Source organism: Nemorincola caseinilytica, assembly GCF_039540515.1.
Taxonomy (GTDB): domain Bacteria; phylum Bacteroidota; class Bacteroidia; order Chitinophagales; family Chitinophagaceae; genus Nemorincola; species Nemorincola caseinilytica.
The window spans coordinates 216,614-229,417 of record NZ_BAABFA010000010.1; the positions used below are offsets into that span (position 1 = coordinate 216,614).

Genomic DNA, 12,804 nt, shown 5'->3' on the forward strand with positions numbered 1-12,804 from the left:
TACACTTGCCATCATTTTTCTTACCTTGGCGGTCAGACAGAAACACTTGATAAATACACTGCATTTATGAACACTATAGGTATAGTAACCTACCACTACCCCCACCTGAAAACGGAACAAGTGATGCTGAACCTGCTATCGCGCTACGATGCGTCGCGGTTCAGGATGTATGCGCTGCCATTCACCTCCCGCAAGGAAAGGATCATACAGATAAACCACCGGCCCGACCAGACCAAAAGCGTACTGCCCGAGCTGCTGGCCAAGGCCCATGGCATACCCTATACCGCAGTAGCCAGCGATGCCGAGATACCCAACGGGCTGGACCAATACCTGATATTGGGCGCAGGCATACTGTCGGAAGCATTTGTGCGGGGGAAGAAGACCATAAACTGCCACCCGGGTGTGATACCCGCGGTGCGCGGGCTGGATGCCTTCAAATGGTCGATATACGAAATGAAGCCCCTGGGCGTGACCCTGCACTACATAGACGAGGAAGTAGATGCAGGCGAGGTGATATCGATAGTGCCTACCGATGTATACAAGACCGACACCTTTGAAACGCTGTGCCGCAGGCACTACGAGACAGAGATAGACCTGATATGCGACTTTGAGCGGTACCAGCAAAGCCCCGTGAACCCCTTTGCCGGCATAGCCACAGGCGAGCCCCACCGCAGGATGGGCCAGGAGACCGAAGCAGAGATGATACGAAGGTTCGACGAGTATAAGGAGCGCTTCGGTATAGGGCATTGATACCACCCGCCCGAAAAAAGTTATTTTTGCGGCCTGCAATAACAGGCGCATTCATCATACCGCCCCTTGCTGTACAATTCTATGAAGATACTTGCGCTCACTCATGCCCACCTGAACTCCGAAGGCCTGTCGCCGGTATCGTGCGAGCGTGCCGACTCTGTGACGGGCACCTGGGCCGACCGCCTGGGCTGGAAGGTAGATGTGGTGCATACCGCAGGCACCAAGTGGCGCGGTATATGGCCCGGCGGAAAGGGCATGAAAGTGAACATCATTGAAGAAGCCCCGCCTACGGGCCTGATGATGGAGGCACAGGAACTCTTTGCTACCGCGCTAAAGGAATCACTGAAAAAAGGTAGACCGATAAAAGCTGCATCGCTGATAGTACAGCGGCTGAGGAAACGTACCCGCGCGCGGCTGGCCGCAAAAGGCATGGCCGACCCGCAAGAGCTAGTAGTGGCCATGAAGTGGGGTAAGTACCTGGCCGCATCGGCACAGATACAAAGAGAGCGGTATGATGCCGTATTTGCCTGCGTGGGCTATGGCGATGAATACCTGCTGCAAACGGCCTATACACTGTCGGAAAGGCTGGGCCTGCCGATGGTGGTAGACTTCCGCGACCTGTGGAGCGGCCACCATGAGGCACACCGGTTCACGGCGGCGCAGCGCGCACTGATAAACAAGTACGAACGCCGCCTGCTGGCGCGCACCGTACTTATAAGCGTACCGCAAACACATATGGTGCATCTGCTGGAAAAATGGGTACAATGCCCCGTATACCACCTGATGCACAGCGCCTATGTGGACAAGCGCTGGGAAGATGGAGCTGTGATAAGCAACGAATTCACCATGCTGTATGCGGGCAAACTGTACCCACTGGGCCCGGGTATACGCATGCTGCTGGAAATGGTGCAACTGATGGCGCAGGCGGGTATGACGAGGCCCTTCAAATGCATACTGCATGTGGATGACCCTGTGGCGCTGACGAGGATGGCCGAAGAATATGGCGTAACGGAACATATAGAGGCCAATGGGTGGATATCTCCGGCAGAGCTGTGGCAAAAGATACGCAGCGCACACCTGTTGCTGATACCAGACTCCGGCGTGGCAGAGGACCACCCGGTGGTGCCTACCAAGACCTTCCAGTATGCCTATGCAGGCAGGCAGATATTGTGCCTCTTCCGCTATATGAACGACGAGATGCGCGACTTTCTGCAAGAACACCATGCGGGTGCGGTATGTACCGATGCCTCAGCGGCCGCAAAATGGGCCGTGGACCTGGCGGCCGATGCTGGCCTGTACCGCGAGCTGCCCCCGCTGCGCAATGTGCCCATGCGCGAGGATGTAGCTGCTGCCTATGGCAAAGCAGTGGCCAAAGCGCTGGGCAAATGAGCCGTTCTACCGCAACCACATGAAAAATAATGGGTAAGAGCGGCCCAATTTTTTAAATTGCATCGTTATTTATGAAAAACTTCGTGTTGATAGGCGCTGCCGGCTATATAGTGCCCCGCCACCTTGCAGCCATCAGAGATACCGGCAACGACCTGCTGGCCGCACTGGACAAGTTCGATAGTGTGGGCATACTGGACAGCTATTTTCCCACGGCACACTTCTTTACGGAGTTCGAGCGCTTCGACCGTCACCTGGACAAGTTGAAAAGGAAGGGTACCGCTATAGACTATGTGAGCATTTGCACGCCCAACTACCTGCACGACTCGCACATACGCTTTGCGCTGCGCAACCATGCCGATGCCATATGCGAGAAACCACTGGTGCTGAACCCCTGGAACGTAGAAGCCCTGCGCGAGATAGAGAAAGAGACCGGCAACAAGGTATATAACATACTACAGCTGCGCCTGCACCCCAGCATAAAGGCACTGAAAGAAAAGATAGCAGCCGATGGCGACCGCATATACGATGTGGACCTGACCTACCTGACATCGCGCGGGAACTGGTACTTCAATAGCTGGAAGGGCGATGTGACCAAATCGGGCGGCATAGCTACCAACATAGGCATACACTTCTTCGATATGCTGACATGGATATTCGGGTCGGTAAAGGAGAACGTAGTGCATGTATCGGAGCCGGACAGGGCGGCCGGTGTGCTGCACCTGGAAAAAGCCCGCGTACGCTGGTTCCTGAGTGTGAACTACGACCATATACCCGAGGAGATAAAGAAGCAGGGCAAACGCACCTACCGCGCCATAACTGTAGATGGCAAGGAGATAGAGTTCAGCGACGGCTTTGGCGACCTGCACACACGCAGCTATGAAGAGATACTAAAGGGCAATGGCTTTGGACTGGAAGAGGCCATGCCCAGCATACAGACCGTACACGACATACGAGTGGCCACGGCAGTAGCGCCAACAGGCGAGTATCACCCCTTTGTAAAGAGGAAATAGTACCAAACATATTTTGTCTTAGCCCCTCCCGGCCTCCCCGTTGGGGAGGTGATGTGCTCTGACCACATTACTACTTATGATCGTTTGCCGCGGGTGGCGAGATGCTGTGTGAAGATATCCAGCAATCTGCGGCCGTTCTGCAGGTAATCGCCGAAGCGCAGCATACGGGCGCAGGCGCGGGTACCCATTGAGGAACGAAGAGCCTCATCACGCATCAGCGTGCGCATGGCCTCGGTGAGCTCTCCTTCCGAACGTGGCCTTATGAGCATGCCATCCACACCATTCTCTATCACCTCGCTATGGCCGCCTACGTCGGTGGCCACTACGGCTATGCCGCTGGCCATGGCCTCAAGCACGGCATTGGCCATACCCTCGTTGTAGCTGGGCAGCACAAAAATGTCGCATACACGGAACAGCTCTGCAAGGTCGGCCGGCCTCATGCCGGGTATGTATCTTACCTTACCTGTAAGGCCCGGTTCTTTTTCTTTTGCCGCCAGGTCTATAGTATCGTGGTGGTCGCGCAGGTGGGCCACCATCAGCAGCTCCCAGCCATCCATATCGCTGCCCAGCGCCTTTACAGCCGCCAGCAGCTCGTGCCAGCCCTTCAGGGCCACCGGTGTGGCCACACATATCAGGTAGCGGGTACCGGTGTGCAGACCATACTTTTCGCGCAGGTGCATTTTTTCGGCATCATCGGTCACCGGGCGGTAGGCCTCTGTGTTCACGCCATTGTATACCACACCTACTTCGCGCATATTGCCGGGCTGCATCCATTTGCGGGCATCGGTGGCCAGGCGGCCGCTATTGGCCAGCAACAGGTCGGCATGGCGGAAGACATAGGTAAGATTATCGCGCAGCGAGGGATCCTGTTCGGGCCAGGCATGTATATCATCGCCACGCGCTATGGCGGCCAGTTGCAGGCCCAGTATATCTTTCACTTTCGCAGCTATGAAGGCATTATCCGTCATAAAGTGGGCATAGAGCAGGTCGGCGCCCTGTAATTCGGCATGGCCCTTTATATACTTTACGATCGCCCTTGCCGCACGGTCGTAGTGCGTTTCGGGGAATAGCCTGCCGGGCATACGCACGAACATAGGCACATGGTGTATGGGCACACCCTCATAGGTGTGGAACAAGGTAGAGCGAAGATCGTGACCCTGCTGCCAGTAGGGATGGTATTTGTGCAGTCCAAAACGCGGGTACCAGTTGTGCAGCAGCAGTACATGGCACTCTGCGCCCAGTTGCAGCAATGCCTTTACCTGCTGATGTATGAAGATGCCATTGTTGAGGCCACCCTTGCGGGGATAGTTGCCTGTAAGTATCAGTATTTTCACTTCTTCGCTGGAGGGGATGATGACAGGCCTGCGAACAACAGGTCTGTACGCCACTCTCAAAGTTATACCAAAGTACAGGAAAGAAAAAGCGGAGCGCCGTGGGCGCTCCGCTCTGTATGTCACGGTGTACACTTATCAATACTTGGTGAACCTGGTGACCGTGGCATTGGTATTGCTCAGGGTCTTTACCACATACACGCCTGCAGGCAGGGCGCTTATATCTACAGCGGTGTTGCCTTTTATCATCTTTTGTGTGGTTATAACGCTACCGTTCAGGCCCATTATCCACAGGTCGCCCTCGGCGGTGGCATCTACATATATCCTGTCGGTAGCGGGGTTGGGGTATACCTTTACCGTGCTACCTGCGGCCACCTCTTGTACTGCCGTTGGCAGCGCTATGGTGTTGAGCGTGGTATTGGTGACAACGGGCGGATTCAGGTCGAAGTATATGTAACCGGTGTTCTTTATCTGTGTACCCAGGGGCCGACCGCTGCGCAGCGCTACAGAGAAACGTACACTGCCATGACTGGCAGGCTCGTTGGTAGTACTATCGGGCAGGTAGATATAGTCGAAATCGAAGCGAACAACATTTGGCGCCAGCCATTTCGGCTCCATACTATGCGATGCACCCAGTATCTTCAGCGAAGCGGGATCTATATCGGCGTCCAGTGTGTCTATCACCTTTATATCGTAGGCCTCGGCAGTACCTGTGTTCTGGAAGTGCAGAGTATATGTGAGGGTATCGGCACTGGGCGGTATATTGCCCAGGGGTCCTTCGCCACGGGGGCTTACTTCCTTTATATTGGGATCGTAGGAGTATACAACGGGTATACAGATGAGATGGCTATTATTGGAAGGATCGATATCGGTGGGCAGAATATTGGTGTAGGTTCTGAAGCAGAGCGTATCGCCCACGGCTACGCTGGTATCGGGCGTGAGGTGGGTACCTGCAATGAAGCTGCTCCAGTATGGTGTGCTGCCCGCCAGGCTTGTAAGGCCCGTATAATTCCATACAAGGGTATCGCCATATACGGCATCGGCCGGGTGGGTGCTTAGCGTGGCATCGTATATAGCGCGGCTGTCCTTTACCAGTACCAGCGTGCCACTGGCCGGGTCACAGCCGGTATTATTGACATAGGGGTGCAGGAAGAAGGGAGTGTGCGCCCTTATAGTAGCAGGCGCCAGCGAGCCGCATTGCACATCTATATTGTGGCTGCACAGCAGCGGGAAGTCTACACCGGTCATGGGCAATGTGGTATATGTAGATGGGCCCGAATAACAGGGAGGAGCGGGAAATATGAAAGCATAGTAGGCAGGTAGGGTAAGCATATAATCGACCATCCAAGACTTTTGTATCTGAATAGTGAACGGCAATCCGCTGCCTGCAGAATAGTATCCCAAGGTGCTCACCGTGGGGCTGGATAAATTCATACTGGTGGTAAAGTTGACCGAGGATGGCCCGTCTTCCCCAGCATCATAAACACAGTTCGCATTGCCATCAAAAAATATGCGGCCCGATACCATGTCGTACTCGCAGGGGTCATTCACCTGCAGACTGTCGTTGGGCAGCACATACATAGTATCGGTTGTGTATATGATCTTCATAGTGGGGCGGGCAAAATGGATATAGCTACCCGGCGCACCCGCTATTATCTGGTCGGTAAGGCTGAAAGACGACAGGCTATCTACAATGGTCCATGGCGAGGCGCCGGTAGTATTTACATGAGATGCTATGGGTGTACCATCGATAGAATCTCTGATGATGACCATATCCCACATATGTGCCGTATCTATGGTGATGGAGTACCTGTATGTGCAGCTGCTTTGGCACCGGGTAGAATCGTGCCACATGGTATCGGTGAGCGTAGTGGTGATATGACCCACGGTGGTGGTCTGCGCCTTGGCACCTGCAAAGAATAGCAGGCATATGAGAGAGAGGAGGGCTTTTTTCATTCGGAGTGCGTTTTAGAGTAAAGGTGTTAAAATTCTTTAACGCAAAAATAGTGCCAAAAGTGTGTTTTGTTCTTAATATGAACCGCGGGTTATTATGTATGTGCCTAAAATAGAAAGCGGCCATGGTGTCCCATGGCCGCTCTTAGTATCTGAACTATCTTTTGTAATACTATTTCCTTGCCCCACTGCCCTTGCTAAGGCTATTGCGGTAGGCAACTATATCGCGGTCGAAGAGGTAAAGGCCGCTCTTGTCGGCGCCTATCATCTCCAGCTTCTCGTTCAGGGTGCGGGCCAGGCGCTCTTCCTCTATCTGCTCGGCCACATACCACTGCAGGAAGTTGTGCGTGGCATAGTCTTTCTCCTGCAGCGCCAGGTGTACTATATCGTTGATGCTTTCGGACACACCCATCTCGTTCTTCAGGAATTCCTCGAACACGCGCGTGAGCGACTGGAAGGTGATGATGGGTTGCTCCAGCGAGGGTACTATACCAAAGCCGCCGCGCTCGTTGATGTACATCATCAGCTTCAGCATATGCTGCCGTTCCTCTTCGGACTGCTGGTAGAAGAATTCTGTAACGCCCTGCAGGCCGGGTTGTATATCGGCCCATGATGCCATGGCCAGGTATATCTGCGAGGACATGGCCTCGTGTTTCAATTGCTTGTTCAGCGCCTCCTGTAGTGTTTTGCTCAGCATAGTGGTGTAGCTTTAAATGCTTATCTCAAATTTACGACATATCTGTCGCATTTGCTATAGCGGAAAGTGTTTTTAACAGTACAGAGATACCGGGCCGTTACTCCCTGTACATGAACCATTTTATGAGCTCTTTGTAGCTGGCCTTCTTGCCATACATCAGTATACCTACACGGTATATGCGCGCGGCGGCCCATGCAGTGATGAGGAAGCCCACCACCAGCAGGAACATAGACAGCGCCAGTTGCCAGCCGGGCACCCCGAAGGGTATGCGTATCATCATGGCTATGGGCGATGTGAACGGTATCATGGACAGCCATACCGACAAGGGGCTGTCGGGGTTGTTGATGATGAAGCTCTGCGCCAGCGCAAAGGTGAAAATGATGGGCAGCGTGATGGGAAAGACGAATTGCTGGGTCTCGGTCTCATTATCTACAGCAGAGCCTACAGCGGCGAACAGTGCGCTGTATATGAGATAACCAAAGAGGAAATAGAAAAGGAAGCAGCTAACGGTATATGCCACAGGAATGCTCTCTATGCTCTGCATAATGGTCTGCGCGGCATTATCGGGCTTGGCCATTTGCCTTATTTCCTTGCGGTCCTCTGCTATCTGCTGCATCTGTTGTACCTGTGCTTGCTGGCTTTGGGTAACCTTTTTGGCCATAATGCTGCCACCGGCTATGGACAGACCAACGGATATGACTATCCACAGTACGAACTGTGTAAGGCCCACCAGGCCCACGCCTATTATCTTGCCCAGCATCAACTGCATGGGCCTTACCGACGATATAATGACCTCTACTATGCGGCTCACCTTCTCTTCTATGACACCGCGCATGACCTGGGTACCGTATATGAGCAGGCACAGGTATATGAGAAATGCGGAAAGAAAACCTATGGCATAGGCCGTATATGTCTGCGCATCTTTTTCGCCGGCCTCTGTTATCTGCTTGGCCTTTACGGCTATGCGCCGCTGTGCCTGCGCCAGCATGGCAGTATCTATACCTGCCGCCTTCAGCCTGCGGGCCTCGGCCACACGGCTCAGCCCGCTTTCTATAGATTCTATGGTAAGGGCGCTGGGGTTCTTTTCGCTCAGCAGCTCCACATCGCCCTCATTAGCGGGTATGAGCAGCAGGTAGTTATAGCCTTCTTTCAGAAAGCTGGCCTTTGCCTGCTCGAAGCTGCCGCCGGTATACACATACTTCATGGTGGCGGTGTTCTGCAGCTTGCCCTCGAAGACGCCTGTCTGGTCTATGACCTGTACCTTCCTTTCCTCGCCCAGGTCGCTGCCCTTTACGGCTATATAGGCTATAAGGGCGAACATGGCTATGAATAGCGCAGGCACCAGGAAGGTGAGCACTATGAACGACTTTTTCTTTACCCTTGAAAGGTATTCGCGTTGTATGATGAGGAGTATCTTGTTCATTTGTTTACCTGTTCGTTCACGGTTCTTATGAATATCTCGTTCATGGTAGGCACCACTTCTTCGAAGTGGGTGATAGTGGCCTGTGGCAGCATATAATGCAGCGCCTCGTTGGATGTGCGGCCGGGGTTCATTCTCAGCTTCATGCTGTGGCCGGTACCGGCTAGCTTCTCATCGAGCACAGAGAATGGGGCATCGGGCCCGGCAACGGCCTTGTCGCCGGCATATTGCAGCAGGTAGGTACCATTGCGATAGCTGTTCTTTATTTCGGTGACCTTCCCGTCCAGTATCTTGTGCGAGCGGTTCAGCAGGGCTATGGTATCGCACAGCTCCTCTACCGACTCCATGCGGTGGGTAGAGAAAATGATGGTGGTACCATTGCGGTTCAGCTCCAGTATCTCGTTCTTTATGATATCGGCATTCACGGGGTCGAAGCCCGAGAAGGGCTCGTCGAGTATCAGCAGCTCGGGCTCGTGCAATACTGTGGCCACGAACTGGGCCTTCTGCTGCATACCCTTAGAGAGATCCTCTATCTTTTTGTTCCACCAGGCCTGTATCTGCAGTTTCTCGAACCACATTTTGCTGCGCCGCATGGCCTCGTGCCTGCTAAGGCCCTTTAGCTGTGCCAGGTACAGTACCTGCTCGCCTATCTCCATTTTTTTGTACAGGCCGCGCTCCTCGGGCATATAGCCTATCTGCTCTATATGTTTGCGGCCCAGGTGCTCGCCATTGAAGAGGACCTCTCCGCCATCGGGGGCTGTTATCATATTCAGTATGCGGATGAGGGAGGTCTTGCCTGCGCCATTGGGCCCCAGCAGCCCAAAGACCTTGCCTTTCTCTATCTCCATGCTCACGCCGCTCAGCGCTTTGTGACCTGCATACTGTTTCACTATGTTCCTGATACTTATCATGGGCACTTTGTTGCTGGTGTAATTTACTAACGAAAGGCGACAGAATATGTGTAGTGCATTGCTTTTTCGCGATACAGACCTGTAAATACAAATAATGGCGCATAAATCGCACACATGTGTTTTCTGTGCATTTGCGGTAATTTCTCTTTGTTTCATAAAAAACGTTGTTATGTGAGTGGTCTCTTTAGCTTCGTTTTTTTGAATACTTTGCATAATAAAAAGACCTAACTTTACTAACGAAACGATAATATAGACGTCTATAACATGTAGACAGCGCGCACTTGTGTGTAACAGGTGCGTGTATATGTTCATTTGAAGAACCAACATGAAAAGGATAACTCTACGATACGCTTTTGTATTTCTGATGTTCATATTGGCCGGTACCCATGCAAATGCGCAGGTGGTAGTACACAGCAGCGACTCCCTGAGCTGTACGCAACTGTGCACCACACTTACTGCCGTGGTGACGGGTGATGCCCCTACCAACTCCGGCATAACCATAGATGATGAATACTCTGCGATACACCCCATAGGTTTCCCGTTCAATTTTTATGGCACTACCTATACGCAACTGGTGATAGGCCCCAATGGTACGCTCTGCTTCGACCTGTCGCTGGCAGGCGCATACGACCCCTGGCCCATAACTGCGGCACTGCTGGGCAACCCCAGCAAGTACAACAACATCTGCGGCCCATGGTGCGACATTGACATATCTATAGCCGGTGGTGGTACCATCACCTATTCGCTCACAGGTATAGCTCCGTATCGCAAATACATAGTTACCTTCTGTAACGATGCCATGTACTCCTGTACCTCACAACGTACCAGCACACAGATAATACTGTACGAGACCACCAACATAGTAGAAGTGCATGTGGCCACCAAGCCGGTATGCGCCGGCTGGAACAGCGGCCGCGCCATAATAGGTGTGCAGAACGCTACAGGTACGGCCGCTACAGTGGCACCGGGCCGCGACTTCCCGGCGGTGTATACCTGCACCAATGAGGCATGGCGCTTTACGCCCAATGCATCGGTAACGGCCTATACTGTGGCCTCTATAGCGTATGCGCCTATACCCTATGCCTCATCGGCAGTACACTGGTACAATGTGAACACAGGCGCCTACCTGGGCACCGGCACTACCGTCAATGTTTGTCCTACCACTACCACCACATACCGTGCAGGTGCGCTGGGCTGTGCCGATACCTCTTTCGGGTATTATACCGTGACACCTTCGCCGGCTTTCTCTATATCGCTAACGCCTACCAACCCCACACGCTGCGAAAGCTGCGATGGCTCTATAACCGTGAGCGGCATGCTGCCCGGCATAGCCGATACCATTACCTATACGCTGGGCGGCGTACCACAGCCTACCGTGATAGCTACGGCATCGGGCGCGGGCACTACCACCATTACCGGGCTGTGCGCAGGAACTTATGACAACTTCATAGCGCGGCAGGGCGGATGCGCCTCTTTGCCTGCGGGGCCGGTGACGCTTACCAATCCTGCAATATCTATAAGCGGTGTGACAATGGTGCAACCCTCGGTATGCGGCGCCTGCGATGGTGAGCTGACCATAAACGGGCTATACCCGAGCCACACCTTTACCATCAATTACAACCTGAACGGTGTGGCGCAGCCGCCATTCAGCGGCACTACCAATGCATCGGGCAGCCTTACGCTGACGGGCCTGTGCGAGGGCACATATGATAACATAGTGGCATCTTATGGTATTACCTGCATCACCCCGGCCGTAGGGCCGTATGTGCTGGCGGGACCGCCGCCGCCACCGGCCAGCATAGTGGCCATAGTGCAGCCTACAGAATGCGGCATGTGCGACGGCAGCATCACTATACGCTCTGTGATACCATTCTCTTCGGACACGATAACCTATATGAAGAACGGTGTGCCACAAACGGCCATCATTACAGTGGCATCGGGCGACAGCACAATATACCTGCCCGGCATGTGTGAGGGCACATACTCCGGCTTCCAGGTGAAGATAGGCAACTGTATCACCATGGTATCGGGCTCGGCCACGCTGGCAGGGCCACCACTCACCGCGGCCTTCGATACTACATTCCGCTATGGCTGCTCGGGCGATACGGTGTTCTTCCACAACCACTCTACATCTGCAGGCCCGCTGTACTATGTATGGCAGTTCGGCGACGGCACAACCGATACCTCATCGGACCCATACCATGTATATGGCCCCGGCACCTATACCGTGACCCTGCTGGCCACCAACCACCACTGTGCCGACAGTATGAAGCTGACCTTTACGCTGGGGCACCCGCTGGATGCGATATTCGTACCAGACCCCATCATTGCCTGCCAGGGCAGACCTGTGGCCTTCCTGAATACATCGGTAGGCGCGAACGGCTACCTGTGGGACTTTGGCAATGGCAGGACAGATACTGCCATGCTGCCTACGAATATATATACGAAGTCGGGACAGTATACGGTGCAGTTGATAGCGAGCAACTTCATTCCGTGCTATGATACGGCATATGCTACCGTGCAGGTAGATACACAGAGCGGTATACAACTGAAAATGACCGACTCGGTAGTGTGTGCGGGCACATATGTGACGCTGACCGGCCTGTATGCACCGATAGGCTTGACAGGTATGAGCTGGGACTTTGGTGATGGCACCGACAGCATACAGAACATGAACCCTGTATACCACTCATTTGCAGGGCAGGGAGTATATACCGTAACGGTGAACGCGCACTACCGCGCCTGCGATAATGTGAGTACTACGCGCACCTTCACCGTATTCCAGCGGCCGAATGCGAATGCCGGAGCAGATACATCGATATGTAAAGGCAGCAATTCTATAAGGCTTAGCGAATATGCCAATGAGAAGAACTCACTGGCCACCTGGCTGTGGAGCACCGGCGAGCGTACCCGCAGCATTACCATAACTGCACCCGGCAAATACCATGTGACCGTAAGCGTGAACAACTGCGAGACCACCGATTCGGTGAATGTAGATGACGACTGCTATGTACATATACCCAACGTATTCAGCCCTAATGGCGATGGCATGAACGATTACTTCTTCCCACGCCAGCTGCTGGCCCGCGGCCTTACATCGTTCAGGATGGCGATATACAATCGCTGGGGCCAGGTGATATTCGAGTCGAAGACACTCGACGGATCGGGATGGGATGGCAGGCTGAATGGTGTGAACCAGCCGGAAGGTGTGTATGTGTACACAATAGATGTAGAGTTCCGCGATGGACAGAAAGAATCGCATAAAGGGAATGTGACACTCATGCGATGACAGCATTCGTTCTTAAGTATATTTGTAAGGCGCACTGTATAGTGTGCCTTACCT

General features: G+C 53.5%; 9 protein-coding genes. 4 read left to right on the forward strand and 5 right to left on the reverse strand.

Annotated features, from left to right (window positions below; translation table 11 throughout):
- The first annotated feature begins 66 nt into the window (after positions 1–66).
- From ABD843_RS08350 to ABD843_RS08360, 3 genes are all read left to right on the forward strand, one after another.
- Positions 67–750: a formyltransferase family protein gene (locus ABD843_RS08350; RefSeq protein ID WP_345081380.1), complete on the forward strand. Its 684-nt coding sequence runs from the start codon at positions 67–69 to the stop codon at positions 748–750.
- An 81-nt stretch (positions 751–831) separates the two neighbouring features.
- A complete protein-coding gene (locus ABD843_RS08355) occupies positions 832–2,139 on the forward strand; it encodes a glycosyltransferase family protein (RefSeq protein ID WP_345081383.1) in 1,308 nt (435 codons plus the stop codon).
- Between the two features lie 71 nt (positions 2,140–2,210).
- The gene (locus tag ABD843_RS08360; RefSeq protein ID WP_345081386.1) at positions 2,211–3,149 is read left to right on the forward strand and encodes a Gfo/Idh/MocA family oxidoreductase; all 939 of its coding nucleotides are present in this window, start codon (positions 2,211–2,213) and stop codon (positions 3,147–3,149) included.
- 74 nt (positions 3,150–3,223) lie between these two features.
- Here ABD843_RS08360 and ABD843_RS08365 read toward each other — a convergent pair whose 3' ends face one another.
- From ABD843_RS08365 to ABD843_RS08385, 5 genes are all read right to left on the reverse strand, one after another.
- Positions 3,224–4,537, reverse strand: a complete 1,314-nt coding sequence (locus tag ABD843_RS08365; protein ID WP_345081389.1) for a glycosyltransferase family 4 protein — start codon at positions 4,535–4,537, stop codon at positions 3,224–3,226.
- An 81-nt stretch (positions 4,538–4,618) separates the two neighbouring features.
- The gene (locus ABD843_RS08370) at positions 4,619–6,436 is read right to left on the reverse strand and encodes a DUF7619 domain-containing protein (RefSeq protein ID WP_345081392.1); all 1,818 of its coding nucleotides are present in this window, start codon (positions 6,434–6,436) and stop codon (positions 4,619–4,621) included.
- A 169-nt stretch (positions 6,437–6,605) separates the two neighbouring features.
- Positions 6,606–7,130: a ferritin gene (locus ABD843_RS08375; RefSeq protein ID WP_345081395.1), complete on the reverse strand. Its 525-nt coding sequence runs from the start codon at positions 7,128–7,130 to the stop codon at positions 6,606–6,608.
- Between the two features lie 97 nt (positions 7,131–7,227).
- On the reverse strand, positions 7,228–8,553 hold the full coding sequence (locus tag ABD843_RS08380) for an ABC transporter permease (protein ID WP_345081398.1): 1,326 nt from the start codon (positions 8,551–8,553) through the stop codon (positions 7,228–7,230).
- On the reverse strand, positions 8,550–9,461 hold the full coding sequence (locus ABD843_RS08385) for an ABC transporter ATP-binding protein (protein WP_345081401.1): 912 nt from the start codon (positions 9,459–9,461) through the stop codon (positions 8,550–8,552). Before ABD843_RS08385 ends, ABD843_RS08380 begins: the two co-directional genes overlap by 4 nt.
- A 325-nt stretch (positions 9,462–9,786) precedes the next feature.
- On the opposite strand from ABD843_RS08385, the gene ABD843_RS08390 reads away from it, so the two are divergent.
- Positions 9,787–12,750, forward strand: a complete 2,964-nt coding sequence (locus ABD843_RS08390; RefSeq protein ID WP_345081404.1) for a PKD domain-containing protein — start codon at positions 9,787–9,789, stop codon at positions 12,748–12,750.
- Positions 12,751–12,804: the final 54 nt, after the last annotated feature.

Excerpts from the sequence above, each read along its gene's own strand:
- ABD843_RS08375 (WP_345081395.1), bottom strand. The coding sequence starts at position 7,130 with ATGCTGAGCAAAACACTACAGGAGGCGCTGAACAAGCAATTGAAACAC.
- ABD843_RS08390 (WP_345081404.1), top strand. The coding sequence starts at position 9,787 with ATGAAAAGGATAACTCTACGATACGCTTTTGTATTTCTGATGTTCATA.
- ABD843_RS08385 (WP_345081401.1), bottom strand. The coding sequence starts at position 9,461 with ATGATAAGTATCAGGAACATAGTGAAACAGTATGCAGGTCACAAAGCG.
- ABD843_RS08370 (WP_345081392.1), bottom strand. The coding sequence starts at position 6,436 with ATGAAAAAAGCCCTCCTCTCTCTCATATGCCTGCTATTCTTTGCAGGT.
- ABD843_RS08350 (WP_345081380.1), top strand. The coding sequence starts at position 67 with ATGAACACTATAGGTATAGTAACCTACCACTACCCCCACCTGAAAACG.
- ABD843_RS08360 (WP_345081386.1), top strand. The coding sequence starts at position 2,211 with ATGAAAAACTTCGTGTTGATAGGCGCTGCCGGCTATATAGTGCCCCGC.
- ABD843_RS08355 (WP_345081383.1), top strand. The coding sequence starts at position 832 with ATGAAGATACTTGCGCTCACTCATGCCCACCTGAACTCCGAAGGCCTG.
- ABD843_RS08380 (WP_345081398.1), bottom strand. The coding sequence starts at position 8,553 with ATGAACAAGATACTCCTCATCATACAACGCGAATACCTTTCAAGGGTA.